This window comes from Oceanicella sp. SM1341, assembly GCF_003448965.1.
Taxonomy (GTDB): domain Bacteria; phylum Pseudomonadota; class Alphaproteobacteria; order Rhodobacterales; family Rhodobacteraceae; genus Paroceanicella.
In genome coordinates this window covers 104,388-130,598 of sequence record NZ_QRGC01000001.1, presented here as the reverse complement: position 1 = coordinate 130,598, position 26,211 = coordinate 104,388, and the positions used below count along the sequence as shown (strand labels likewise).

Annotated in this window: 22 protein-coding genes and 1 riboswitch; of the genes, 11 read left to right on the top strand and 11 right to left on the bottom strand. The window is 70.4% G+C overall.

Annotated elements, in window-relative coordinates:
* Positions 1-112: 112 nt before the first annotated feature.
* The 5 genes from folE to D3P35_RS00560 all read right to left on the bottom strand — a co-directional run bounded on the left by folE (position 113) and on the right by D3P35_RS00560 (position 6,689).
* Positions 113-748 carry a GTP cyclohydrolase I FolE gene (folE, locus tag D3P35_RS00580; protein WP_118132509.1) on the bottom strand — a complete coding sequence of 212 codons (636 nt, stop codon included), beginning with the start codon at positions 746-748 and terminating at the stop codon, positions 113-115.
* A gap of 220 nt (positions 749-968) precedes the next feature.
* Entirely contained in the window at positions 969-2,159 is a 1,191-nt protein-coding gene (metZ, locus tag D3P35_RS00575; protein WP_118132508.1) for an O-succinylhomoserine sulfhydrylase, read from the bottom strand.
* 61 nt (positions 2,160-2,220) lie between these two features.
* Positions 2,221-2,300: riboswitch (SAM riboswitch) on the bottom strand.
* A gap of 56 nt (positions 2,301-2,356) precedes the next feature.
* Positions 2,357-3,847: an inorganic phosphate transporter gene (locus D3P35_RS00570; RefSeq protein ID WP_118132507.1), complete on the bottom strand. Its 1,491-nt coding sequence runs from the start codon at positions 3,845-3,847 to the stop codon at positions 2,357-2,359.
* Positions 3,848-3,928: 81 nt separating this feature from the next.
* Positions 3,929-4,456 (bottom strand): NUDIX hydrolase, encoded by a 528-nt coding sequence (locus D3P35_RS00565; RefSeq protein WP_370029757.1) that lies wholly within the window; start codon positions 4,454-4,456, stop codon positions 3,929-3,931.
* Positions 4,457-4,994: 538 nt separating this feature from the next.
* A complete protein-coding gene (locus D3P35_RS00560) occupies positions 4,995-6,689 on the bottom strand; it encodes an acyl-CoA dehydrogenase family protein (protein WP_118132505.1) in 1,695 nt (564 codons plus the stop codon).
* Between the two features lie 128 nt (positions 6,690-6,817).
* Between D3P35_RS00560 and D3P35_RS00555 the strand changes: the two genes are divergently transcribed.
* From D3P35_RS00555 to D3P35_RS00545, 3 genes are read left to right on the top strand one after another with little or no spacing between them, the layout of a single operon-like run.
* Positions 6,818-7,594: a crotonase/enoyl-CoA hydratase family protein gene (locus D3P35_RS00555; protein ID WP_118132504.1), complete on the top strand. Its 777-nt coding sequence runs from the start codon at positions 6,818-6,820 to the stop codon at positions 7,592-7,594.
* Positions 7,591-8,049 (top strand): MarR family winged helix-turn-helix transcriptional regulator, encoded by a 459-nt coding sequence (locus tag D3P35_RS00550; RefSeq protein WP_118132503.1) that lies wholly within the window; start codon positions 7,591-7,593, stop codon positions 8,047-8,049. Before D3P35_RS00555 ends, D3P35_RS00550 begins: the two co-directional genes overlap by 4 nt.
* Positions 8,046-8,912: an amidohydrolase family protein gene (locus tag D3P35_RS00545; protein ID WP_118132502.1), complete on the top strand. Its 867-nt coding sequence runs from the start codon at positions 8,046-8,048 to the stop codon at positions 8,910-8,912. Before D3P35_RS00550 ends, D3P35_RS00545 begins: the two co-directional genes overlap by 4 nt.
* Positions 8,913-8,917: 5 nt before the next feature.
* Here D3P35_RS00545 and D3P35_RS00540 read toward each other — a convergent pair whose 3' ends face one another.
* From D3P35_RS00540 to D3P35_RS00525, 4 genes are all read right to left on the bottom strand, one after another.
* On the bottom strand, positions 8,918-9,661 hold the full coding sequence (locus D3P35_RS00540) for a sulfite exporter TauE/SafE family protein (protein WP_232830315.1): 744 nt from the start codon (positions 9,659-9,661) through the stop codon (positions 8,918-8,920).
* 377 nt (positions 9,662-10,038) lie between these two features.
* Positions 10,039-11,481: a PLP-dependent aminotransferase family protein gene (locus tag D3P35_RS00535; protein ID WP_118132501.1), complete on the bottom strand. Its 1,443-nt coding sequence runs from the start codon at positions 11,479-11,481 to the stop codon at positions 10,039-10,041.
* Positions 11,482-11,614: 133 nt separating this feature from the next.
* Complete coding sequence (locus D3P35_RS00530; RefSeq protein WP_118132776.1) at positions 11,615-13,276, bottom strand: alpha-glucosidase family protein; 1,662 nt, start codon at positions 13,274-13,276, stop codon at positions 11,615-11,617.
* A 32-nt stretch (positions 13,277-13,308) separates the two neighbouring features.
* Positions 13,309-14,196: a UTP--glucose-1-phosphate uridylyltransferase gene (locus D3P35_RS00525; protein ID WP_118132500.1), complete on the bottom strand. Its 888-nt coding sequence runs from the start codon at positions 14,194-14,196 to the stop codon at positions 13,309-13,311.
* Between the two features lie 398 nt (positions 14,197-14,594).
* Here D3P35_RS00525 and D3P35_RS00520 point away from each other — a divergent pair, with 398 nt between their 5' ends.
* The 3 genes from D3P35_RS00520 to ggpS are packed head-to-tail and all read left to right on the top strand — an operon-like array spanning position 14,595 to position 18,005.
* The gene (locus D3P35_RS00520; RefSeq protein ID WP_118132499.1) at positions 14,595-15,731 is read left to right on the top strand and encodes an NAD(P)H-dependent glycerol-3-phosphate dehydrogenase; all 1,137 of its coding nucleotides are present in this window, start codon (positions 14,595-14,597) and stop codon (positions 15,729-15,731) included.
* Entirely contained in the window at positions 15,728-16,501 is a 774-nt protein-coding gene (locus tag D3P35_RS00515) for an HAD-IIB family hydrolase (protein WP_232830314.1), read from the top strand. Before D3P35_RS00520 ends, D3P35_RS00515 begins: the two co-directional genes overlap by 4 nt.
* Before the next feature lies 1 nt (position 16,502).
* Complete coding sequence (ggpS, locus tag D3P35_RS00510; RefSeq protein ID WP_118132498.1) at positions 16,503-18,005, top strand: glucosylglycerol-phosphate synthase; 1,503 nt, start codon at positions 16,503-16,505, stop codon at positions 18,003-18,005.
* Between the two features lie 34 nt (positions 18,006-18,039).
* Here the strand turns inward: ggpS and D3P35_RS00505 are convergent, their stop codons facing one another.
* Positions 18,040-18,534, bottom strand: coding sequence for a MarR family winged helix-turn-helix transcriptional regulator (locus D3P35_RS00505; RefSeq protein WP_118132497.1), 495 nt, complete (start codon positions 18,532-18,534; stop codon positions 18,040-18,042).
* Between the two features lie 151 nt (positions 18,535-18,685).
* Positions 18,686-19,603, bottom strand: a complete 918-nt coding sequence (locus D3P35_RS00500) for a LysR family transcriptional regulator (protein WP_118132496.1) — start codon at positions 19,601-19,603, stop codon at positions 18,686-18,688.
* Between the two features lie 101 nt (positions 19,604-19,704).
* Between D3P35_RS00500 and D3P35_RS00495 the strand changes: the two genes are divergently transcribed.
* From D3P35_RS00495 to D3P35_RS00475, 5 genes are read left to right on the top strand one after another with little or no spacing between them, the layout of a single operon-like run.
* Complete coding sequence (locus D3P35_RS00495) at positions 19,705-20,721, top strand: class 1 fructose-bisphosphatase (protein WP_118132495.1); 1,017 nt, start codon at positions 19,705-19,707, stop codon at positions 20,719-20,721.
* Between the two features lie 11 nt (positions 20,722-20,732).
* The gene (locus tag D3P35_RS00490) at positions 20,733-21,605 is read left to right on the top strand and encodes a phosphoribulokinase (protein WP_118132494.1); all 873 of its coding nucleotides are present in this window, start codon (positions 20,733-20,735) and stop codon (positions 21,603-21,605) included.
* A gap of 15 nt (positions 21,606-21,620) precedes the next feature.
* A complete protein-coding gene (gene tkt, locus D3P35_RS00485) occupies positions 21,621-23,624 on the top strand; it encodes a transketolase (RefSeq protein ID WP_370029749.1) in 2,004 nt (667 codons plus the stop codon).
* 12 nt (positions 23,625-23,636) lie between these two features.
* Complete coding sequence (fba, locus tag D3P35_RS00480) at positions 23,637-24,716, top strand: class II fructose-bisphosphate aldolase (protein ID WP_118132493.1); 1,080 nt, start codon at positions 23,637-23,639, stop codon at positions 24,714-24,716.
* A gap of 11 nt (positions 24,717-24,727) precedes the next feature.
* Positions 24,728-26,191 (top strand): form I ribulose bisphosphate carboxylase large subunit, encoded by a 1,464-nt coding sequence (locus D3P35_RS00475; RefSeq protein WP_118132492.1) that lies wholly within the window; start codon positions 24,728-24,730, stop codon positions 26,189-26,191.
* The last annotated feature ends 20 nt before the right edge of the window (positions 26,192-26,211 follow it).

The window sequence follows — 26,211 nt, the reverse complement described above, 5'->3', positions numbered from 1 at the left end:
GACCCCGCCGCCAAACCGGGCCGGTGCGGAGGGGGGGTGGAGAAGCCATGCGCGCCGCCCCGGCGGGCGGCGGGCGGGAGGCGGGCGGCCTGTGCGGCCGCCCTGCCCGGTCTCAGCTCATCCGGTTGGTCGGGTTGCCGATGATGGAGAGGAATTCCTTCCGCGTGCGGTCATCCTCGCGGAAGATGCCCAGCATGGTGGAGGTCACCATCGAGACGCCGGGCTTGTGCACGCCGCGGGTGGACATGCAGTGATGCTCGCCCTCCACCACCACCGCGACACCGATGGGCCGCAGCACCTCGTAGAGCGTCGTGGCGATCTGGGCGGTCATCTTCTCCTGCACCTGCAGGCGCTTGGAGAAGGCGTCCACCACGCGGGCGAGCTTGGAGATGCCCACCACCCGGTCGGTGGGAATGTAGCCGACATGGGCCTTGCCGATGATCGGCGCCATGTGGTGCTCGCAGTAGCTCTCGAATCGGATGTCGCGCAGCACGACCATCTCGTCGTAGCCCTCGACCTCCTCGAAAGTGCGCTTGAGCATCAGCGCCGGGTCCTCGGTGTAGCCGCGGAACCACTGCTCGTAGGCCCGCACCACGCGGCCGGGCGTGTCGAGCAACCCCTCCCGGGTCGGGTCGTCCCCGGCCCAACGCAGCAGGAGGCGCACGGCGGCCTCGGCTTCCTCGCGGGACGGACGCTCCTGCGTCGCCCCTTCCTGATCCGGGTCTATCCCGGCATGCTGTACATTCATTCTCAATCCCCTTGGGCAAGCCGCAGCCATGCACGACATCGCCCCAATGACTACGCAGGCTCACCTCTTCCGGTTCACCCGCCGAATAAGCTCAACGACAGGTTGCCAGCCAGAGTTAGCAGATCCGTGATCCGCGAACACCCCTCAATCGCGCCGACTGTCGAAGAAGTCGGCGCGTGACGTCGGGGCGTTCGGGCCGAACCCGCCTGCCGTTACTTGCTTAGCCGGCGGCGGCGTCGAGCGCGCGGGTGATGTCGGCCACGAGGTCTTCCGGCGCCTCGATGCCCACCGAGAGGCGCAGCAGGCCCGGGGTGATGCCGAGCTCGGCGCGCAGCTCCTCGCTCAGCCGCTGGTGGGTGGTGGTGGCGGGATGGGTGATGAGGCTCTTCGCATCCCCGAGGTTGTTGGAGATCAGCACCAGCTCCAGCGCCTTGAGGAAGCGGAAGGCCGCCGCCTTGCCACCCTTGAGATCGAAGGAGAGCATGGTGCCACCGGCGCTCATCTGCCGCGCGGCGACGGCGTTCTGCGGGTGGTCGGCGCGGCCCGGGTAGAGCACCTTCGCCACCGCCGGATGCGCGGAGAGCGCCTCGGCCACGGCGGCGGCGCCCTCGGCCTGGGCACGGCAGCGCAGATCGAGCGTCTCCAGCCCCTTGAGCATCACCCAGGCGTTGAAGGGCGAGAGCGAGGCGCCGGTGTGCTTGAGATAGGTCTCGAGCTCCTCGCGGATGAACTTCTGCGTGCCCAGCACCACGCCGCCGAGGCAGCGGCCCTGCCCGTCGATGTGCTTGGTGGCGGAGTACACCACCACGTCGGCGCCGAGCGCGAGCGAGCGCTGGAAGATCGGCGTGGCGAAGACGTTGTCGACCACCACCCGCGCGCCCACGGCATGGGCGATTTCGGCCACCGCCGGAATGTCGATCACCTCCAGCGTCGGGTTGGAGAGCGCCTCGAAGAACACCAGCTTCGTGTCGGGGCGCACCGCGGCGCGCCAGGCCTCGATGTCGGTGCCGTCGACCAGCGTCACCTCCACGCCGAAGCGCGGCAGCAGGGTCTCGACGATGTAGAGGCAGGAGCCGAACAGCGCCTTCGCCGAGACGATGTGATCGCCGGCCCTGAGTTGGCAGAACAGCGCGCCGTTCACCGCCGCCATGCCGGTGGCGGTGGCGAAACAGTCCTCCGCCCCCTCCAGCGCCGCGACACGCTCCTCGAACATCCGCACCGTGGGGTTGGCGTAGCGCGAATAGACGAAGCCCTCCTCCTCGATCTCGCCCTTGAAACGGGCCTCGGCGGTCTCGCCATCGGGGTAGACATAGCCCTGCGTGAGGAAGATCGCCTCGGAGGTCTCGCCATACTGGCTGCGGCGGGTGCCGGCGTGGACGAGGTTGGTGCGGGTGTTCCAGCTGTTGGTCATCGCGCTGTTACCGGGCACGCGCCCGGCCTTTCATAGTCAAAAGCCCCGACCGTCGGATCGGGGCTGAAGCGCCTCGACCTCTTTAGCGGCATGTTTAACGTGGCCCGCAATCCGGTCATCCAAATCGCCACAGGATGCTCTGTAGAACCTTTCCGGAAACTGTGCAAGCGCGCGGGCCGGCCCGGCCCGGGCGGGCTTCAGAGCACGATCGCGCGCAGCAGCAGAAAGAGCAGCCCCGAGAGCAGTGCCGAGGCCGGCACCGTGACCGCCCAGGCGGCGAGGATGGTGACCACATGCGAGCGGCGCACCAGCCGGCGGTTGTGCATGTCCTCGAGATTGGCTTCCCGGCCCGCGCCCTTGCCGCCCTGCTTGCGCCGCCGGCCGCGCCCGAGGAACCACTCGCGGCAGAAGCCGACGCCGAAGAGCGCGCCGATGGCCGTATGCGTCGAGCTCACCGGCAGCCCGAGCGAGGAGGCCGCCAGCACGGTGAGCGAGGAGGCCAGCAGCACGCAGAAGCTGCGCGCCGCGTTCAGCCGGGTGATCTCGTGGCCCACCAGCCGCACCAGCCGCGGCCCGAACAGCAGCATGCCCACCGAGATGCCCCCGGCCCCCACGGCCATCGCCCATCCGGGCAGCACCGCGCTGCCGCCCTCGCCGGCGTTGCGCAGGATGGCGTTGAGCGGGCCGACCACGTTGGCCACGTCATTGGCCCCGTGCGCGAAGGACAGCAGGGCGGCCGCCAGCACCAGCGGCAGCGCGAAGAGCCGGGCGAGATCGCGGTTGCGGTCCTCCAGCCCCCGGGACTGGCGCCGGGTTATCGGCAGCATGCCCAGGAAGCCCGCCGCGCCGAAGCCGAGCCCCGTCAGTGCCACGGCGCGCAGGCCACCGCCCGGCGCCAGCAGCCCCCTTGCGGCGAGGAAGGCGGCGAAGCTCGCCAGCGTCACCCCCGTCATCACCGGCACCCAGAAGCGCGCGGCGGCGATCTTCGCCTCGCGCGAGAGGACGACGGCGTGCACGAAGAGCAGCATGCCCGCCGCCACGGCGCCGCCCAGCAGCGGCGAGGCGAGCCAGGCGGAGGCCACCAGCCCCAGCGCGCCCCAGTGCACCGCCCCGGCCCCGGCCATCATGAAGCCGCTGCCGGTGACCGCGCCTACCACCGCGTGGGTCGTCGAGACCGGCGCGCCCAGCAGCGTGGCGATGTTGAGCCAGAGCGCCGAGGCCGCGAGCGCCGCGATCATCGCGAGGGTGAAGACCTGCGGGTCGGCCCCCACCGGCGCGCGCACCAGGCCCGAGCCGACGGTCGCCGCCACGTCCGACCCGGCCAGCACCGCGCCGAGCACCTCGCACACTGCCGCGAGCGCCAGGGCGCCGCCCATCGAGAGCACCCGCGCGCCCACCAGCGGCCCCATGTTGTTGGAGACGTCGTTGGCCCCGATGTTGAGCGCGAGGAAGGCGCCCAGCGTCACCGCCACGGGCAGCAGCAACCCCTGGGCCGACCCCTGGAACACCACCATCGCCCCCAGGGCCGCGAAGAGCAGCACCACCAGCGCGATGCTGGGCGCCACCAGCGGGCGCGAGAGGTAGAGCGTCGCCTGCTCGAGCCGCCCGATGCGGCGCAGGTCCTTGTCCACGGTCAGGATCTTGTCGTCGGGGCCGGCGGGCGGGCGCGTGCGCCTGGGGTCAGCCATGGCGGCCTCCCCCGGCGGGGCGCCGGCTTCCGCGTGTCGCCCGCGCCGGGCGCAAGGTCGGACACGCCCCCCCGGCGGGGGTCAGGACACCGCCCCGAGTGCGGCCGGCGGTTCTGTCCCGCCTGTGCCGGGGCCCGGCCCGGTGAAGGCGCCCGGCCCGCTCCCGCGCTCCTGCGCCGCGGCCGCGGGCGGCGCGGTGAAGCGGCGCAGCAGGGCCTGCAGCCCCGGCTCGGCCACCAGTTCCGCGGCCCGTGCGGGCCGTTGCCAGGCAAGCCGGCGCTGCCCCGCCTCCGGGTAGCTCTCCAGCATCCCGGTCACCTGCACGGCATAGACCGCCGCCTCGCAGGGCAGCGGCAGGCCGCTGTCGAGGATCTTGTCGTAGCCGTAGCGCCCCACCGGCTCGGCCAGCGCGATGCCCTGCACCCCGGCCTCCTCGTAGGCCTCGCGCAGTGCCGCGCCTGCGCCGCTCAACCCCTTGATCGGCCACCCCTTCGGCAAAACCCAGCGCCCGGTGCCACGGCTGGTGATCAGCAGCACCTCGGTCTCGGCTCCGCTGCCGCGATGACACAGGGCGGCCACCTGCAGCGCAGGCGGACGGGGAGAGATCATCGCTTTCAGGAGGGAGATCAGGCGGTGGAACATGGATGGAAAAGCAGCCTCGTCTGTCAGTGTCCTTGTCTGCGCAACGCCGGTACCTGCTCCGGCACGAGATCGCGGCGCCCGCTGCCGGGCCCTGCACGAACGGTATGCCGCGCGCTTCGAACTTAGGTCAGAAAGATGACCTGAATGTGACCGTTGTCCAGCCCGTTATGTCCGTCCCGGCGTCCCCGCGGGCGGAATCCTGCCCCCCGGCAGCCTCGGGCCGAGCGGCAGGCCGCTCCGGCGAGCACTTCCGGGGCCGCGCAGCGGCCTCCGGTCATTCCCCCCGGGCCCGCCCCCAGCCGCTGCTCACCGGAGGGACGCCGCCGGCGCCCGGCGCACGGCGGTCGATTCTCCTGCGCAGCGCGGCCGCCCCCCGCCGTCGTGGCGCCGGGGGCGACAACCTCGGGTGACGCGCAGGGCCGCCGGCCGCCCCGCGGCCGGTGGCGAGCGCCGGGGAGGGCTCGATGCCCTCCTCGGCGCTGGTGCCCCCCGCGCCCGCTTCGGGTCAGGGCGGGCCGAACGCCGCGTCGGCCAGCGCCGCGCCGCCGCGCGCGCTCGCGCCCGCCAGGGCCAGTTCGCCCGGCAGTGCCGCCAGCCGCACCGCCCCGAGCGCGGCGAGCCGCGGCGCCCTGCCCCCGAGGCGCAGGAGCCGCAATGCCATCCAGGCCGAGGTCGCACACCAGGCGGCGCGCAGGAAGCCGTCGGCTCCCGCCTCCGCGTCGCGCGGACACTCGCGCAGCGCGTCCATGTCGGCCGCGAGCGCCAGGACCCCGTCGAGCAGCGCCCGGGCCTGCGCGGCCGGCCCCGGCGGCGCGGCCGCGATCTCCGCCTCCATCGCCCGCCGGAAGGCCGCAAGGCCGCGTCCCTCGTCGCGCCACAGCCGGCGGGTGAGCAGATCGAGCGCCTGCATGCCGGTCGTCCCCTCGTAGATCGCGAAGATCCGGCTGTCGCGCAGGCCCCGTTCCACCGGCCACTCACGCGTATATCCCGCCCCGCCCAGCACCTGGATCGCGGCGGAGGCCACGTCGAAGCCGGTCTCGGCACCGAAGGTCTTGGCCTGCGGCAGCAGCCAGCCGGCCAGTGCTGCCCGCTCGGCCCGGGCTCCGGGCTCCGGCTCCATCCGCGCAAGGTCGAGCGTGGTGGCAAGCTCGAGCACCAGCGCGCGCAGCACCTCGGTGCGCGCGCCCATGCCGGCGAGCTGCCGGCGCACGTCCGGATGCGTGTCGATCGGCACCGCCGGCGCCTCCGGCCGCCCGCCCTGCCGGCGCTCGGCGGCATAGGCGCGCGCGGTCTCGCAGGCGGAGGTGGCGATGCCCAGCCCCTGGTTCGCCGTGAGCAGCCGCATGCGCTCGATCATGGTGAAGAGCTGCGCCAGCCCGCGCCCCTCCGCCCCCACCAGCCAGCCCTCCGCCTCCTCGAAGCCGAGCGCGCAGGTGGGCGAGCCGTGCAGGCCCAGCTTCTCCTCGATCCGCCGGGTGACCACGCCGTTGCGGCTGCCGTCCTCGCGCACCGAGGGCACGAGAAACAGCGACAGCCCGCGCGTGCCCTCCGGCGCGCCCTCCGCCCGCGCCAGCAGGCAATGCCCGATGCGCGGCGCGAGGTCATGGTCGCCGAAGCTGATCCAGATCTTCTCGCCGCTGATGCGCCAGCTGCCGTCCGGCCCGCGCCGCGCCCGGGTGCGGATGCGCCCCACGTCCGAGCCCGCGTCCGGCTCCGAGATGCAGATCGTCGCCGCCCGGTCTCCCGCCGCAAGCCCCGGCACCCAGGCATCGCGCAGCGCCTCCGAGCCGTGTTCGGCCAGCAGCACCGCGGCGCAGCGGCTCGGGCCCGGCGCCATCACGAAGGCCGGGCAGGCGCGGTCGAAGAAGGTCTGGCAGGCGGTCTGCAGGGTGAGCGGCAGCCCCTGCCCGCCGAGCGCCTGCGGCACGTCCATCCCGATCCAGCCGCCCTCTCCCAGCGCGCGGAACGCCTCGCGAAAGCCCGCCGGCGTGCGCACCCGGCCCTGCTCCAGCCGGCAACCCTCGCGATCCGCCACGGCGTCGAGCGGGGCGATCACCGCCTCCGCCAGCTTCGCCGCCTCGCCGATCACCGCCTCGGCCAGCGTGTCATCCACCTCGCCGTGCAGCGCCGCCACCCGGGCCCAGCCCGGCGTGTGGCGCAGCATGAGGCATGTGGTCTCGAGCTGTGTTGCAAAGGACATCCCGGCCCTCTCCCGCATCGCGTTTCCCTGGCGAGGGACGTTGACATGCGCCCGCTATTTTGTCTACATGGAAACAATCCACGCGGAAACAGACACCAACCGCCGCGACCAGACCTGCCGGAGGCCCCATGTCGGACGAGTTTCTCACCTATGCGCTGGAGGGCGAGATCGCCTTCGTCGGGCTCAACCGCCCCGAGAAGCGCAACGCCATCTCCGACCGGTTCGTGGAGGCCATCGCCCAGGCCGCGCTGCGCGCCGAGGCGGAGGCGAAGGCGGCGGTGATCTTCGGCCACGGCAAGCATTTCTGCTCCGGGCTCGACCTCTCGGAGCATGCGAAGAAAACCCCCATCGAGGGCGTGCACGGCTCCCGCCGCTGGCACCGGGTGTTCGACCTCATCCAGCGCGGCACCATCCCCTGGGTCTCGGCGCTGCACGGCGCGGTGGTGGGCGGCGGGCTCGAGCTCGCAGCCTCCACCCACCTGCGCGTGGCCGACGAGAGCGCCTTCTTCGCCCTGCCCGAGGGCCAGCGCGGCATCTACGTGGGCGGCGGCGGCTCGGTGCGCATCGCCCGGCTGATGAGCGTGGCGCGGATGACAGACCTGATGCTCACCGGCCGGGTGCTCTCGGCCGCCGAGGGCGAACGCTGGAACCTGGTGCAATACGTGGTGCCGGAGGGCGGCGCGCTGGAAAAGGCCACCGAGCTCGCCCGCAAGGCCGCGGGCAACGCCTTCCTCTCCAATTACGCGGTCATCAACGCCCTGCCGCGCATCCAGGACATGAGCCAGGAGGACGGGCTCTTCGTGGAGAGCTTCATCTCCTCCTTCACCGCCACCAGCCCGGAGGCGGAGGAGCGCCTGCGCGCCTTCCTCGAGAAACGCGCGGCGAAGCTCGACCGGCCGGCATGAGCGGGGCCGCGCCCGGGGTCGACCTCTCGCGCTTCGAGAGCAGCCTGGGCTTCCTCCTGCGCCTGTCGCAGCAGAAGATCTTCGCGCGCTTCTTCGCCACGCTGGGCCCGCTCGACCTGACGCCCGGCGCCTTCACCATCCTGCTCGCGCTGCGCGACAACCCCGGCCTGCGCCAGGGCGTGCTCGCGAACGCTCTGATGATCAAGCGCGCCAACATGGCCAAGATCGTGCGCGCGCTGGTCGACCGCGGCCTCGTCTCGCGCCATGTGCCGGAGGATGATCGCCGCGCGATCGAGCTGAACCTCACCCCCGAGGGCGCCGCCTTCGTGGCCGCTCGCGAGGGCGCCTTCTTCGCGCATGATGACGAGAGTTCCCCGGAACTCACTGACAACGAACGAGAAACGCTGCTCGGCCTGTTGCGCAAGCTCGCCGGCACGCAGGGAGAGACCCCATGAATTTCGACGACATCATCGCCCTCGACATCCACACCCATGCCGAGGAGCCCTGCGGCTGTCACCCCGATGACGGCTACGACGACTTCCAGGCCGGAATGTCGAAGTATTTCAAGACCTGGTACGATCATCCTCCCACGGTGGTCGAAACCGCCCGCTACTACCGCGAGCGGCGCATCGGCTGCGTGATCTTCCCGGTCGACGCCGAGCGCGAGACCGGGTTCCGTCGTTACAGAAACGAGGAAGTGGCGGAAATCGCTGCGGAAAACTCCGACGTGATGATCCCCTTCGCCTCCATCGACCCGCACAAGGGCAAGCTCGGCGCCCGCGAGGCCCGGCGGCTGGTGCGCGAATTCGGCGTGAAGGGCTTCAAGTTCCACCCCACCATGCAGGGTTTCTACCCCAACGACCGCATGGCCTACGGGCTCTACGAGGCGATCGTGGAGGAAGGCGGTATCTGCCTGTTCCACACCGGCCAGACCGGCGTCGGCTCCGGCATGCCCGGCGGCATGGGCATGCGGCTGAAGTACTCCAACCCGATGTATCTCGACGACGTGGCGGTGGATTTTCCCGACATGAAGATCATCCTCGCGCATCCCTCGTTCCCCTGGCAGGAAGAGGCGCTCTCCGTGGCGCAGCACAAGCCGAACGTCTACATCGACCTCTCCGGCTGGTCGCCGAAATACTTTCCGAAGATCCTCGTGCAATACGCGAATTCGATCCTGAAGAAGAAGATGCTCTTCGGCTCCGACTGGCCGGTGATCACGCCCGACCGCTGGCTGGCCGATTTCGAGAAGATCGACATCCGCGAGGAGGTGCGCCCGCTGATCCTGAAGGAGAACGCCCGCCGCCTGCTGGGCATGTGAGGGGCTCAGAGCAGCTCCAGCACGCCCTTCACCCCCGTGGCGGCGGCCATCACGCCCAGCATGCCGAGGGCGGCGGCCCGGTAGCCCCGGTCCGAGGTGCGGCGGAAGATCCAGGCCCCCAGCGCGGTGCCGGCCAGCAGGCAGGGCAGCGCCACGGCCGTCTCGATCAGCGCCTCGCGGTCGATCCGCCCCTGCCAGGCGAGCCCGGGCAGCGCGAAGAGCGAGGTGATGAAGAAGAACACCATGAGCGAGGCGCGCGCCGTGGCCGGCGGCGTGGGCGCGCTGAGGTAATAGGCCACCGCCGGCGGCCCCGGCATGGCCGCGATGCCGGAGAACAGGCCGGAGAGGAACCCCGCCGGCAGCGCCACGCGCCGCCCGCCCATCACCGGCAGCGCCGGCTTGCGCACGAGGAACACCAGCGCCGCACTCACGATCAGAGCGATGAGCACCCGCATGGTCGCGGGGTCCGCCCGGTCGAGCACCGCGAGGCCGAAGGGCGTGCCGACGAGCGCGCCTGCCGACAGCATCGCCACCGAACCGCGGTGCACCTGGTGGCGCATGGCCACGCAGTCCCGCACCCCCACGAGGCATTGCAGCAGGATGGCGATGGGAATGGCCCGCTCCGGGGGCAGGACCAGCCCGATCATCGGCACCGCCGCCATTGCGAAGCCGAAGCCGGTGATGCCGCGCAGCACCGCGGCGAGGAAGGTGGCGACGGCGATCAGCGCGAGCGTCCCGAGGCTCAGCACGTGCAGCCCCCGCACGGCGCGCCCCGGTCCGCGCACCCGACCCGCCGACGCAGGCCCCCGATCACCGCGTTGGACCGCGTTCCGGCCCGCGCATTGACCGGCTGGCCAGCAGTTGCCCGCCCCGTGACCGCCTGCCCCGCTTTCGCCTGCATCGTATTTGCTTGCACCGTGTTTACCCGCGCCGGTATGGCCCGCGCCCTGACCGCCCGTGCCGGGGCCCGACTGCACCGGCAGGCCCGCACCTTAGGCCTGGCCGGGCCCGGCGCACAGGGCCAGCGGGGTCTGACCGGCTGGGCCAGCGCGCCGCCGCGCGCCCCGCGCGGTGGCGAGCGCCGAACGGGGGCTCGATGCCCCCTGAGGCGCTGGTTCCCCGGCCGTCACCCCGCGCCGAGCTCGGCGGCCGCGCGCGCCAGCAGCTCCAGCCCCGGCCCGATGCGCGCCTTGTCGATGTAGGAGATGCCGAGGCGGATGAAGCGGCCCCGCGCCTCCGCACCCACGAACGGATCGCCGGATTCCACCATCACCCCGTGTGCCGCCGCCCGCGCCGCGAAGGCCCGCGCATCCACCGGGCACTCGAGCCAGAAGGCGGTGCCGCCGGTGGCGGGCGCCCGGCGGAAGCGCGGCAGGAGCCGGTCGAGCCCCGCATCCACCAGCCGCCAGCGCTCCTCCAGTGCCGCGCGCATGCTGCGCACCAGCCCGAGGTAATGCCCCTCGGCGAGGAAGATCGCCGCCGTGCGCTGGTTGTTGAGCGGCGCCGAGCGGTGCATCAGCCGGCGCAGCGCCCGCGCCTCGGCCAGCAGCGGCGCGGGAGCCACCATGTAGCCCAGCCGCACCCCCGGCGCGAGGATCTTGGAGAGCGTGCCGAGATAGACCACCCGCCCGTCCCGGTCCGCCGCCTTCAGCGCCGGGCGCGGCGCGCCGAAGCAGATTTCGCCCTCGTAATCATCCTCGATCACCACCGTGTCGTGTCGTCGGGCGAGGGCCAGCAACTCCGCCCGGCGCGCGTCGCTCAGCGTCACCATGCTGGGGCAGTGATGCGCGGGCGTGACCACCAGCGCCGCGAGGCCGCGCATCGCCGCGTCGTCCATCCGCAGCCCCTCGCCGTCCACCGGCAGCGGGCGCAACCGCGCGCCGCCGAGCTGGAAGACGTTGCGCGTATCGGGGTAGCCGGGCAGCTCGACGCCGACCTCGGTGCCCGGCCCGGCAAGCAGGCGCGAGAGCAGGTAGAGCCCGTGCTGGGCGCCAAGGGTGATCATCACCTCGTCGCGCGCTGCAAAGATGCCGCGCGCCGGCAGCACGTGGCGGCGGATCTGCTCGAGCAGCATCGGGTCGTCCTCCATCGCCCGGTCCGCCGCCCAGTAATCGAGCGCCGAGCGGCCGAGGGCCGCGCGCGAGCAGCCGCGCCAGACCGAGATCGGGAACAGCCCGGGGTCGACCTGGCCGTAGATGAAGGGATAGGGATAGGCCTGCCAGTCCGCCGGTTTCTCGATCTGCGGAAGGGCGCCCGGCGCGATCCGCAGCCGTGCCCCCCAGTCCACCCCCGGGGCGGCAGCGGCAGCGGGCCGCGCATCGAGCCCCTCGGCCACGAAATACCCCCGCCGTTCGACGGAATTCACGTAGCCGCGGGCCACCAGCTCGTCGTAGGCCGCCGTCACCGTGTTGCGCGCCACGCCGAGCTGGCCCGCGAGCGCGCGCGGCGGCGGCAGCTTCTGCCCGGCCGTGAGCCGGCCCTCGCCGATGGCGAGCACCAGCGCCTGGCGCAGCGCCGACTGGATGGGCACCGACCGCTCGCGCAGCCCGGGGATCTGAAGCTCCAGCATCGGCGTTCCGCCCGGCCTCCTCGCTCAACTCGCTGAGGCTTCTATGAGGACAGGAGCGCCCCGGCAAGGTCAAGCGCGGGGCCCGGGCGCGCCCCGCCTGCCACACGCGCCCGCCCGGGTGCCGTCCGGTCGGTCAGTCCCAGTTGCGGGAGGGAACGGTGCCGAAGAAGGCCTCGAAGGGCGGCAGGATCACCCCCAGCCCGAGCAGCTCGCCCGCGAACCCGTGCCCGGTGAGCGGGGCGACGGAGGTGAATTCCCCGGTCTCGAAGGAGCGCTGGCGATCGGAGATGTTGAACAGGCAGAGCATGTCCGCCTCCTCGCCCTGGCGCAGGAAGGCCAGCACGTCGGGGTCGGAGTCGAGGAAGCGGATGTCGCCCTTGCGCAGCTGGTCGAAGCCGCCGCGCCAGCGCAGGAAGCGCCGCACCCGGTTGAGCACCGAGCCCTCGTTCATGTCCTGGTCGTTGACCGAGAGCGGCCCGTGCTCGGGCGCCGTGGGCAGCCAGGGGGTCGCGTCGGAGAAGCCGTAATGTGCTGCGCCGGAGGCCCAGGGCATCGGGGTTCGGCAGCCGTCACGGCCCTGGTACTCGGGCCAGAAGCGCTTGCCGTAGGGGTCCTGCAGCAGCTCGTAGGGGATGGTCGCCTCCGTGAGGCCCAGCTCCTCGCCCTGGTAGATGCAGGGCGTGCCGCGCAGCGAGCAGAGCACCGCCATCAGCAGCGGCGCCGCGGTCTGGGAATTGTGCCCCAGCCGCCAGCGCGAGATGGCCCGGGCCACGTCGTGGTTCGACAGCGCCCAGGAGGGCCAGCAATCGCCGGCGCGGCGGCTCATCCGCTCGGCGGTGCGGCGGAAGAACCCGGCCTTGAACTCACCGCCCAGCAAATCGAACGAGTAGGCCATGTGCAGCCGCCCCGGGGCCGTATACTCGGTGAGCGAGGCATACATGTCCGGCACCACGCCCAGCTCGCCCACCAGCGTGGTGGCGCTGAACTCGTCGGTGAGCTTGCGCAGCCGCTCGTGGAATTCCAGCGTCTCGGGGCGGTTGATGTTGTGGATCGGCTCCTGCATCGCGTAGGGGTTCTGCTCCGGCACGCCCGGCACCGCCGGCTGGCTGCGCGGCGGGTTGTCAGTGAGCGCGGGGTCATGCGCGTACATGTTCGCCGTGTCGAGGCGGAAGCCGTCCACCCCGCGCTCGAGCCAGAAGCGCGCCACGTTGAGCATCGCCTCCTGCACCTGCGGATTGTGGAAGTTCAGGTCCGGCTGGGCGGCGAGGAAATTGTGCATGTAGTACTGGCGCCGGCGCGTGTCCCATTCCCAGGCCGGGCCGCCGAAGATCGAGAGCCAGTTGTTCGGCGCCGTGCCGTCGGGCTTGGGATCGGCCCAGACATACCAGTCCGCCCGGGAGTTGGTGCGGTCCACCCGGCTTTCCTGGAACCAGGAGTGCTGGTCGGAGGTGTGCGACAGCACGAGGTCGAGCAACACCCGCAGGCCCTTCTCATGCGCCGAGGAGAGCAGGTTGTCGAAATCCTGGATGGTGCCGAACAGCGGGTCGACGCCCCGGTAGTCCGAGACGTCGTAGCCGAAATCGGCCATCGGCGAGGGGAAGAACGGCGAGATCCAGATCGCGTCCACCCCGAGGCCCGCCACATGGTCGAGCCGCGAGTTGATGCCGGCGAGATCGCCCACCCCGTCGCCGTTGAGGTCGACGAAGGAGCGCGGGTAGATCTGGTAGATCACCCCGCCGCGCCACCAGTCCGGGTCCCCGCCGAGCTGTCCGGTCTGCACGGGGCTGGCGCTCATGGCGCCGAAGGGCATTCCCGCCTGCATCGGCGTCAGCCCACGAGAGCGAGCGCGGGGGTGCGGCGCTCGGCCATCAGGCCGCGCATGTTCGCCACGTGCAGGGTGGCCTGCAGCATGCCCTCCTGCGAGCCGCAGTCGAAGCGGATGCCCGAGAAGCGGTAGCCGGCGAGGCCCACGGCCCCGGTGGTGGCGGCGATGGCGTCGGTGAGCTGGATCTCGTTGCCATGGCCGCTCTGCTGCACGGCGAGCTGGTCGAAGATCGCGCTGTCGAGCACGTAGCGCCCCACCACGCCGAGGTTCGACGGCGCCTCGGAGGCCTTCGGCTTCTCCACCATGCCGGTGGCATGGGTGAGCCGCTCGCCCTGCCCGCCGCGCGGCACCAGCACGCCGTATTTCGAGATGCGGTCCGCATCCACCTCCATGGTGGCGACCAGGTGGCCGCCGCAGCGCGCATGCGCCTCGATCATCTCGCCGATGCAGCCCTTCTCGCCCAGGATGAGGTCATCGGGCAGGATCACGGCGAAGGCCTCCTCCTGCACGTAGGGCCGGGCCTGCAGCACCGCGTGGCCGAGGCCGAGGCGCTCGGTCTGCATCACGAAATGCGCGCGGTCGCCCTCGTCGAGCGAGAGCGTGTCGAGCTTGTCGGCGAAGTCGTGCTTGCCGGCGGCGCGCAGGTGGGCGCAGAGCTCGGGGTCGTGGCGCACGTAATCCTCGATGCTGCCCTTGTCGGGGTGCGAGACGAAGACCATGCGGTCGATGCCCGCGGCGCGCGCCTCGTCGATGGCAAACTGGATCAGCGGCGTGTCCAGCACCGGCAGCAGCTCCTTCGGGGTCGACTTGGTCGCCGGAAGGAAGCGCGTGCCGAGCCCCGCCACCGGGAATACCGCGGTACGGATGCGTTTCGTCGCCATGTCTGCCATTCTCACTTTCCTTTCATTCACTCGGCCACATCTACCACGCGAACGGGTTGTCTTCGCGGCCCCCTGCTGCGGCGCGGGAGCGGCCTTCGCCGATCAGCAGGTAGAAGGCTTGCTCCGAAAAACAATACAAAAATTTTCCATATCGTTAACCGGCCTGCTGTGCGCGGCATATGTCGGGGGCGGCCGGGGTGTTCCGGCCAAGAATGCACAGAATGTTGTGCGATGCAACATTGACATTGCACCGTACCGTTACATATCCTGCCCCGGACAGACGGCAACGGCAAGGAGCCGATGCTGTCGGGAGGTCCGGGCATACAGTGTGCACCGCTTCGTTTTACTTACGTTACGGGCGGCGCATCTGTAGTCCGCGATAAGTAAAACAGGAGTTTGTTCCCAGTATGAAGGACCGCTCAGTCGAGTTCTCTCAGTCTTCGAACACGGGGCCATACGAAAACGTGGCCGTGATCGGCGCCGGTGCATGGGGCACGGCGCTGGCGTCCGTCCTGGTGCGGGCCGGGCGCAATGTCACCCTCTGGGCGCGGCGGCCCGAGCTGGCCGAGGAAATCAATTCCACCCGCCGCAACCAGCGCTACCTGCCCGACATCCCCCTGCCCGAGCGGCTGCGCGCCGTGTCGGACATGCGCGAGGCCATGGCGGGCGCGGAAGCCGTGCTGATCGTCACGCCCTCCACCTCGATCCGCGAGATTTCCGAGCAGGCCCATGCGCTTGCCGCCCCCGAGGTGCCGCTGTTCATCTGCGCAAAGGGCGTGGAGAAGGGCACCCACCTGCTGATGAGCGGCATCGCCGAGGATGCAGCCCCCGGCCGGGTGATCGGGGTGATCTCCGGTCCGACCTTCGCCGTGGAAGTGGCCGCCGACGCGCCCACCGCCGTCACCATCGCCTCCAACGAGCCGGAGTGGGACAAGGACATCGAGCGCCACGCGGCCGCCCGCATGGCACTGTCGATGGGCACCTACAGCTTCCGCCCCTACGTGTCGAACGACATGGTGGGCGTGGAGATCGGCGGCGCGGTGAAGAACGTGATCGCCATCGCCTGCGGCATCCTCGAGGGTGCCGGCTTCGGCATGAACGCCCGCGCCGCCCTCATCACCCGCGGCCTCTCCGAGATCAAGGAACTCGCCGTCGCCATGGGCGGCACCCGCGAGACCGTGACCGGCCTCGCCGGCATGGGCGACCTGATGCTCACCTGTTCCTCCACCAAGTCGCGCAACTTCTCCTACGGCAAGCAGCGCGGCTCCGGCATCGCCCATGACGCGGTGTTCGACGGCAAGCCCGTGGTGGTGGAGGGGCATGGCAACGCCCTCACCGTGACCGACCTCGCCCGCGCGCTCGGCGTGTTCATGCCGATCTGCGAGATGACCCGGTCTATCCTGCATGACGATGTGCCCATCGGCCATGCCTTCGCCGAATACTGGGCTTCGCCCCTGCAGGCAGAGCCGCGCGCCCTCGACATCGAGATCGCCCATCCTGCCGCCGAAGCCGCCTTCACCCATTACGGGAGCGAACTGCCTTGACCACCGACACCCTGAACCCCGCCACCGCCATCACCGGCTGGAAGAGCATCCTCGCCACCGACCTCGACGGCACCTTCCTCGGCGGCTCCGAGGCGGACCGGCGTGAGCTCTACGACTACATCGAGGCCAACCGCCGCCATTTCGGCCTGATCTTCGTCACCGGGCGTGACCCGAAGTTCATCGGCGAGCTGTGCGACGGCGGCGTGCCCTGGCCGCTCTACGTGGTGGGCGACGTGGGCACCACCATCGCCCGCGTGGCGGACGGCCGCATCGAGATGATCGAGGAGCTGGAGCGCGAGATCGCCGAGAACTGGGACGACCGCGGCGCCTTCTTCCGCGAGCTCCTGGCCGATGCGCCGGGGCTCGAGCCGCAGGCCACCCCCTTCCGCTACCGCCAGAGCTTCCATTACGACCCGCAGGCCTTCGACGACACCTGGGTGCCGAAGATCGAGGAACACGGCGTCGACGTGCTGATCTCCGACAACAAGTATCTCGACGTGCTGCCCAAGGGGGTCTCGAAGGGCCCCTCGCTGCTGCGGCTCATCGACCATCTCGGCCTGGACGCCGAGCGGGTGCTGGTGGCCGGCGACACGCTCAATGACCTGAGCATGTTCCAGACCGGCCTCAAGGGCGCCGTGGTGGGCGGCGCCGAGCCCGCGCTCACCGCCCATACCGACAAGCTCCCCAACGCACTGGCCTGCCGCCGCATCGGCGCCGGCGGCATCACCGAGGCGCTGGAGCGCTTCGGCCTCACAAATCTGGAGAATTGATGTGAAGTCCGATCTCGTCATCGTCTATCACCGCGAGCCCTACGAGGAGGTGGAGATCGACGGCCAGATTGTCCGCCGCGAGAACAAGAGCCCCAACGGCATCGTGCCCACCATGAAGAGCTTCTTCGGGCAGGTGTCGAGCGGCTCGTGGATCGCGTGGAAACTGGCCGAGGACACCGCCAACCCGGATTTCGAGCGCGTGGTCACCATCGAGGACAGCTACGGGAAGTACCGCGTCTCGCGCCTGCCGCTGCGCGCGGAGCAGGTGTCGAGCTTCTACCACGTGAGCTCGAAGGAGGCCTTCTGGCCCATCCTCCACTCCTTCAAGGAAAAGTACAACTACGACCCGGTGGACTGGCCGGCCTTCCGCGAGGTGAACTGGGCCTTCGCCGAGGCTGCCGCCGCCGAGGCCGATGACGACGCGGTCATCTGGATCCACGACTACAACCTGTGGCTGGTGCCGGGCTACGTGCGCCAGCTCAAGCCGAACGCGAAGATCGCCTTCTTCCACCACACGCCCTTCCCATCGGCCGACCTGTTCAACGTGCTGCCCTGGCGCGAGGAGATCCTGCGCAGCCTGCTGTCGTGCGATATCGTGGGCTTCCACATCCCGCGCTACGCGGCGAACTTCGCCTCCGCCGCGCGCAGCCTCACCTCGGCCGATGTCACCGCCAACGCGAAGGTGGGCGAGGAGATGACCCCCGTGGGCACCGCCCTCTCCGAGCGCACCGTGCCGATCCGCCTCGAGCACGAGGGCCGCGAGGTGATCATCCACTCCAACCCCGTGGGCACCAACTTCGACTATATCGAGGAATGCGCCAGCGCCGAGGACGTGCAGGCCAAGGTGGAGGAGATCCGCGCCGAGATCGGCGATCTGAGCCTGATCATCTCCGTCGCGCGCACCGACTACACCAAGGGCAACATCGAGCAGCTCGAGACCTACGAGCGCCTGCTCGAGCGGCGGCCGGAGCTGCACGGCAAGATCCGCCTGATGCATGTCTCGGTGGGCGCGAACCGCAACATGACCGCCTACGAGGAGGTGCAGCGCTCGATCGAGGAGATCTCCGGCCGCATCAACGGCCGCTTCGGCTCGTTCGAGTGGCAGCCGGTGTCGCTGATCTCCACCGCCATCCCCTTCCGCGACCTCATCGCCTACTACCGGGTGGCCGACGTGTGCTGGATCACCCCGCTCTGCGACGGGCTGAACCTCGTCGCCTCGGAATACTGCGCAGCGCGCACCGATGGCGCCGGCCGGCTGATCCTCTCCGAGTTCGCCGGCTGCGCCATCCTGCTCAACGGCGCCATCCCGGTGAACCCGTTCAGCCATGCCTCGATGAACTCGGCCATCGACCAGGCGCTCGACATGGACGACGAGGAAGCCCGCGGCCGCATGGCGCTGCTGCGCAAATCCTCCAAGCGCTTCGACGTGGGCGCCTGGACGCGCGGCCAGCTCGAGGTGTTCGAGGAAGCCCGCCGCGGCGTGGCCGAGACGGTACGCGCCTGAGACGGCGGGCCCCCGGGCCCGCCCCTCGCCTGCCTCAGCCCTCCGTTTCGGCGGGCCGGGAGTTCAGCGTGCAGATGGCCGGCGGCATGTAGCTGCGGGCCTTCACCAGCGTGTCGATCAGCTGGTGAACCATCTTGTCGGGCACGTGCACGAAGAGCTCGGAGTAGATCTGGGTGATCGAGCTGCGCAGCTCCTCGACATGCGAGACGCCGGCGGGCGTGAGCTCGACGTATTTCTGCCGCCGGTCCTCCGGGTTTTCGCGCCGCTGCACCAGGCCGGCGCGCACCATGCGCTCGACCATGCGCGAGGCGGCGGTGGAGCTGAGCTTCACCGCCTCCGCCAGGTCGGCGATGATCACGGCGCCATGGCGATTGAGATGCATCAGGGCATGAATCTGGCTGAAGGAAAGCTCGAGGCCGCGCTGGTCGTCGGTCATCCGCCGGAACATTTCCGAGGAGACAAGGGCGTGGCACTGGTCGAACAGCGCCCCGAGACGAAGCCTTGACGGATCCGCAACCGGATGACTCATGCAATTGTTACCTTTCTGCAAATGTTGCGCTTCCTCAGGTTACCGCGCTTGCGGGGCCGGTCAATTTTTTTCGTGCAACGGCAGATACATACCATCGCACTGCGGCGGATTTGCATGATTTTTGTCGCTTTGGAACGGAAACTGCCTCCGATCAGGCGGGCAGCAGGCCCTTGCTCTGCAGGATAAATCGGTGCACGGCCGCCGCGGGGTGTGACAATGCCGCTCCGGCGCGATGGATGAGGAACCATTGCCGCTCGATGGGCAGGCCGGCGAAGCTCAGGGTCACCAGCCGGCCCGCCTCCAGTTCGTGCAGCACCGTGTGCCGCGAGATGATGGCGAGGCCGAGCCCCGCGATCACCGCCTGCTTGATGGTTTCGTTCGAGTTCATCTCCACCGTGGCATAGGGCTGGCCGTCGCCGATCCGGTCGAGGATTCGCTCCGCGAGGATGCGGGTGCCGGAGCCGGGCTCGCGGCTGAGGAAGGTCTGGGCCAGCAGCGCCTCGGGCGTAATGTCGCAGCGCCCGGCCAGCGGGTGGTCGGGGGCCGCGATCAGCACATGCGGGTGCGGGCCGAGTATGCTGGCCTCCACCGCCGGCTCGCGCGGCGGGCGGCCCATGATCGCGAGGTCGACCGAGCGGCGGCGCAGCGCCTCGATCACCTCCTCGCGGTTGCCCACGAAGAGCGACACCTCGATGTCCGGCAGCGCTTGCCGCGCTGCAGCAACGATGCCGGGGGCGAAGTATTTCCCCGTGCTCACCACCCCCAGCGCCACCTGCCCCGCCTTGCCGGCGCGGATGGCGGCGATACGAGCAAAGCACCGGGCGAGCACGCTTTCCACCTCCTGCACCGCGAGCAGCACCTCGCGCCCCTCGGGCGTGGGCAGCGCCGGGCCGCCCTCGTTGCGGTGCAGCAGGCGCACGTCGAGATGCCCCTCCAGCGTGCGCAACTGGGTGGAGACGGCGGGCGCCGTGACGCTCAGCCGCTCGGCCGCCGCGGTGAGGGTTCCCGCCTCCACGATCGCGGCCAGGGCGCGGAGCTGCTTGAGGGTGATCGCGTTTTCATGAGCCATAATTTTTCTTAACGGATACACAAAACTTTTCAATTCCCTTTCACGCCGCCCTCCCGCAATGAAAGATTATTGCGCAACCAAGCCGCAGCCGGGAAGGAACCATGATCCACATCACCAGATTGCAGGAGCATCTGCTGCTCACCGGGGCCGAGCCCGTCGTGGCCGGGCTGATCGGCGCCCTGGCTGAGGTGGCGGCGGAGATCTCCCGGCTCATCGCCCGCGGCGGCATCGGCTCTCCCCTCGGGGCCGCCGTGGGGCGCAACTCGGACGGGGACGGCCAGAAGGCTCTGGACGTGATCGCCGACGAGGCCTTTGCCGCCATCCTCCCCGGCAAGGGTGTCCGCTGGCTGGCGTCCGAGGAGCGCGAGGGGGCGACACAGATCGACCCGCGAGGCCCCCTCGCGCTCGCCATCGACCCGCTGGACGGCTCGTCCAACATCGACGTGAACGTCTCCATCGGCACGATCTTCTCCATCCGCCCGGCCGGGGAGACGCCGCAGGAGAGTTTCCTCGCCCCCGCGCGAAACCAGCTCGCCGCCGGCTACGTGATCTACGGGCCGCAGACCGCCCTGCTCGTCACCTGCGGCGCGGGCGTGAGCCACTACGTGCTCGAGCCCGCGAGCGGCGAGTTCCTGCTGGTGAACGAGGTGGTGCGCGTGCCGCCGCGCGCCACCGAATTCGCCATCAACGCCTCCAACTTCCGCCACTGGAGCAAGCCGGTGCGCGCCTATATCGACGATTGCCTCTCCGGCGAGGCGGGCCCCCTGGGGCGCAACTACAACATGCGCTGGATCGCCTCGCTGGTGGCCGAGACGCACCGCATCCTGATGCGCGGCGGCATCTTCCTCTACCCCGCCGACGCGCGCCCCGGCTACCAGCACGGCCGGCTGCGGCTGGTCTACGAATGCGCGCCCATCGCCTTCCTGATCGAGCAGGCCGGCGGCCGCGCCACCGACGGCGCCGACCCCATCCTGTCGCTCGCCGCCTCCGGCCTGCACGACCGCACCCCCTTCGTGTTCGGCAGCGCCGAGAAGGTGGCCCGCGTGGCCGCCTACCACGACCTGCCGGAGGCCGAGATCTCGCCGCTCTTCGGCATCCGCGGCCTGTTCAAGACCTGAAGGGCGACACCATGAGCAGAAAACACCCCATCATCTCGGTCACCGGCTCCTCCGGGGCGGGCACCACCACGGTGAAGCACACGTTCGACCAGATCTTTCGCCGCGAGGGCATCACCCCGGTCACCATCGAGGGCGACGCCTTCCACCGCTTCAACCGCGCCGAGATGAAGGCCGAGCTGGCCGCCCGCCTCGCCGCCGGCGACGAGACCTTCAGCCATTTCAGCCTCGAGGCCAACGTGCTGGGCGAGCTGGAGGCGATCTTCCGCGAATACGGCGAGACCGGCAGCGGTCGCACCCGCCACTACGTGCACGACGACAAGGAGGCCGCGCGCTGGGGCACCCCGCCGGGCGAGTTCACCCCCTGGGCGCCCTTCGAGGAGGGCTCGGACCTGCTGTTCTACGAGGGCCTGCACGGCGCGGTGAAGACCGACACGCTCGACATCGCCGGCGAGGCCGACCTCAAGATCGGCGTGGTGCCGGTGATCAACCTCGAATGGATCCAGAAGATCCACCGCGACCGGGCGCTGCGCGGCTACACCACCGAGGCCGTCACCGACACCATCCTGCGCCGCATGCACGCCTATGCGCACGTGATCTGCCCGCAGTTCACCGAAACGGACATCAACTTCCAGCGCGTGCCGGTGGTGGACACGTCCAACCCGTTCATCGCCCGGTGGATCCCCACCGCCGACGAGAGCCTGGTGGTGATCCGCTTCCGCAGCCCGCGCGGCATAGATTTCGCCTACCTCACCCAGATGATCCACGGCTCCTGGATGAGCCGCGCGAATTCCATCGTCATCCCCGGCAACAAGCTCGACCTCGCGATGCAGCTGATCCTCACGCCGCTCATCCTGCGGCTGGTCGACCAGGCGCGCCGGGCCTGAGAGGAGACCCCAGACATGACCACCATGGAGAAGATCGCCCCCGCCACCAGCGCAGAGACCGCCATGGCCACCGCCCTGCGCGTGCTGGCGATGGACGCGGTGGAGGCGGCGCAATCGGGCCACCCGGGCATGCCGATGGGCATGGCGGACGTGGCGGCGGTGCTGTTCAACCGCTTCATCCGCCTCGACCCCGCCCGCCCCGACTGGCCGGACAGGGACCGTTTCGTGCTCTCGGCCGGCCATGGCTCGATGCTGCTCTACGCGCTGCACCATCTCGTGGGCTTCGAGGACATGACGCTGGAGGAGCTGAAGGCCTTCCGCCAGCTCGGCGCCCGCACCGCCGGCCACCCGGAATACGGCCACGCGAGCGGCATCGAGATGACCACAGGCCCCCTCGGCCAGGGCATCGCCACGGCGGTGGGCATGGCGCTGGCCGAGCGCATGCTCAACGCCCGCTATGGCGACGGGCTGGTCGACCACCACACTTACGTGATGGCGGGCGACGGCTGCCTGATGGAGGGCATCTCCCACGAGGCGGCCGACCTCGCCGGGCATCTCGGCCTCGGCCGGCTGATCGTGCTGTGGGACGACAACCGCATCACCATCGACGGGCCGGTCTCGCTCTCCTCCTCCGCCGATCAATGCGCGCGCTTCGCCGCCCTCGGCTGGCACGTGGCCCGGGTGGACGGGCATGACGCGGAGGCGATCGCCGCCGCCATTGCGGCCGCGAAGGCCGACCCCCGCCCCTCGCTGCTCGCCTGCCGCACCGAGATCGGCCGCGGCGCGCCCACGCTCGCCGGCTCGCACAAGGTGCATGGCGCGCCGCTGGGGGCGGAGGAGATCGCCGCCGCCCGCGCAGCACTCGACTGGCCGCATCCGCCCTTCGAGATCCCGGCCGATGTGCGCGCCGCCTGGGCCGCCGTGGCCCGGCGCGGTGCCGCCGCACGGGCAGACTGGGAGGCGCGTCTGGCGGGCGACGCCCGCGGCCCGGCCTTCGCCGAGGCGCATGGCCCGGGCGATCTCGCCGCCCTGCGCGAGGCGCTCTGCACCTTCAAGGCGGAGGTGAGTGCGGCCGAGCCCGCGCATGCCACGCGAAAAGCCTCCGAGCTCGCCCTCGGGGTGGTGAACGCCGCCCTGCCCCACACGGTCGGCGGCTCGGCCGATCTCACGGGCTCGAACAACACCCGCTCGGCCGGGATGGCGCCGGTGACACCGGGCGATTTCTCCGGCCGCTACATCCACTACGGCATCCGCGAGCACGGCATGGCCGCGGCGATGAACGGCATCGCGCTGCATGGCGGGCTCAGGCCCTACGGCGGCACCTTCCTCGCCTTCGCGGACTATTGCCGCCCGGCCATCCGCCTCTCCGCGCTGATGGGCGTGCCGGTGGCTTACGTGATGACCCACGATTCCATCGGCCTCGGCGAAGACGGCCCCACCCACCAGCCGGTGGAGACCATCGCCAGCCTGCGCGCCATGCCCAACCTGCATGTCTACCGCCCGGCCGACGCGGTGGAGACCGCCGAGGCCTGGGAGCTTGCCATGGCCTCGGCCCGCACGCCCTCGGTGCTCTGCCTGTCGCGCCAGTCCCTCCCCACGGTGCGGCGCCACCACGAGGCGGAAAACCTCACCGCCCGCGGCGCCTACGTGCTGCGCGAGAGCATCGGCCCGCGCGACCTCACGCTGATCGCCACCGGCTCGGAGGTCTCGCTCGCGCTCGAGGCGGCGGATGTGCTGGAGGCGGAGGGCATCCGCGTCGCCGTGGTCTCCGCGCCCTGTTTCGAGCGCTTCGCGGAGGAGGCGCTGGCCTACCGCGCCGAGGTGCTGGGCAGCGCCCCGCGCCTCGGGGTGGAGGCCGCGGTGCGCCAGGGCTGGGAGGCGCTGATCGGCTGCGAGGGCGGCTTTGCCGGCATGACCGGCTTCGGCGCCTCCGGCCCGGCCCCCGAGCTCTACCGCCATTTCGGCCTCACCCCCGCGCGCGTGGCCGAGGCCGCCCGCGCCCTGCTCACCCGCAGCTGAAGGAGACACGCAATGCCCCTCATCACCCTGAGGCAGCTTCTCGACCATGCCGCCGAGCATGGCTACGGGGTGCCGGCCTTCAACATCAACAACATGGAGCAGGGCCTCGCCATCCTGCGCGCCGCCTCCGCCTGCGACGCGCCGGTGATCCTGCAGGCCTCGCGCGGCGCGCGCTCCTATGCCGGCGACATCATGCTGCGCCACATGGTGAGTGCGCTCACCGAGATGTACCCCGCCATCCCCATCTGCCTGCACCAGGACCACGGCAACAACGAGGCCACCTGCATGTCGGCCATCCGCCACGGCTTCACCTCGGTGATGATGGACGGCTCGCTGATGGAGGACATGAAGACGCCGGCGAGCTACGAGTACAACCTCGCCATCACCGAGCGGGTGGCGCGCATGGCGCATTGGGTGGGCGCCTCGGTGGAGGGCGAACTGGGCGTGCTCGGCAGCCTCGAGAGCGGCGAGGCCGCGGCGGAGGACGGCTCGGGCGCCGAGGGCAAGCTCGGCCATGACCAGCTCCTCACCGACCCCGCCCAGGCGGTGGATTTCGTCACCCGCACCGGGGTCGACGCGCTCGCCATCGCCTGCGGCACCTCCCACGGCGCCTACAAGTTCACCCGCGCACCCGATGGCGAGATCCTCGCCATGTCGGTGATCGAGGAGATCCACGCCCGCCTGCCCGCCACCCACCTGGTGATGCACGGCTCCTCCTCGGTGCCGCAGGCGCTGCAGGACCTGATCAACGCCCATGGCGGCGAGATGCCCCAGACCTGGGGCGTGCCGGTCGACGAGATCGTGCGCGGCATCCGCATGGGCGTGCGCAAGGTCAACATCGACACCGACTGCCGCATGGCGATGACCGGGCAGTTCCGCAAGGTGGCGGCCGAGAAGGCCGCCGAGTTCGACCCCCGCAAGTTCCTCGTGCCCGCCATGGCCGAGCTCGAGGCCCTGTGCCGCGAGCGCTTCGAGGCCTTCGGCACAGCAGGCCACGCGCACGCCATCCGCGTGGTCGAGATGGACGAGATGGCGCGCGCCTATGCATCCGGCGCGCTCGCCCCCGAAACCCGCACCCGCAAGGCAGCCTGAAGGAGGCCAAGATGCTCGACGACAAGAAAACCGAATTGCGCGGCAAGGAACGCTACCGCGCCGGCGTGCTCAAATACGCCCAGATGGGCTACTGGGACGGTGACTACACCCCCAAGGACACCGACCTGATAGCCCTCTTCCGCATCACCCCGCAGGAGGGGGTGGACCCGATCGAGGCCGCCGCGGCCGTGGCGGGCGAAAGCTCCACCGCCACCTGGACCGTGGTCTGGACCGACCGGCTCACCGCCTGCGACCAGTACCGCGCCAAGGCCTACCGGGTCGACGAGGTGCCGGGCACGCCGGGGCAGTATTTCGTCTACATCGCCTATGACCTGATCCTGTTCGAGGAAGGCTCCATCGCCAACCTCACCGCTTCGATCATCGGCAACGTGTTCTCCTTCAAGCCGCTGAAGGCGGCGCGGCTGGAGGACATGCGCCTGCCGGTGGCCTATGTGAAGACCTTCAAGGGCCCGCCCACCGGCATCGTGGGCGAGCGCGAGCGGCTCGACAAGTTCGGCAAGCCGCTGCTGGGCGCCACGACCAAGCCCAAGCTCGGCCTCTCGGGCAAGAACTACGGCCGCGTGGTCTACGAGGGGCTGAAGGGCGGGCTCGACTTCATGAAGGACGACGAGAACATCAACTCGCAGCCCTTCATGCACTGGCGCGACCGGTTCCTCTACTGCATGGAGGCGGTGAACCGCGCCCAGGCCGAGACCGGCGAGGTGAAGGGCCATTACCTCAACGTCACCGCCGGCACGATGGAGGAGATGTACCGCCGCGCCGAGTTCGCCAAGGAGCTGGGCTCGGTGATCGTGATGGTCGACCTCATCATCGGCTACACCGCCACCCAGTCGATCTCCGAGTGGTGCCGGCAGAACGACATGATCCTGCACATGCACCGCGCCGGCCACGGCACCTACACCCGGCAGAAGAACCACGGCATCTCCTTCCGCGTCATCGCGAAATGGCTGCGGCTGGCGGGGGTGGACCACCTGCATTGCGGCACCGCCGTGGGCAAGCTGGAGGGCGACCCGCCCACCGTGCAGGGCTACTACAACGTCTGCCGCGAGATCCGCAACGAGGTCGACCTCGCCCGCGGCATCTTCTTCGACCAGGACTGGGGCGACATCCGCAAGGTGATGCCGGTGGCCTCGGGCGGCATCCACGCCGGCCAGATGCACCAGCTGCTCGACCTCTTCGGCGATGACGTGGTGCTGCAGTTCGGCGGCGGCACCATCGGACACCCGATGGGCATCCAGGCCGGCGCCACGGCAAACCGCGTGGCGCTGGAGGCGATGGTGCTCGCCCGCAACGAGGGCCGCGACATCGCATCCGAGGGCCCGGAGATCCTCCGCGCCGCGGCGAAATGGTGCAAGCCGCTGGAGGCCGCCCTCGATACCTGGGGCAACATCTCCTTCAACTACACGCCCACCGACACGTCGGACTTCGTGCCCGACATGACCCCCGCCATCTGACCCCGCGACACGAGGAGAGA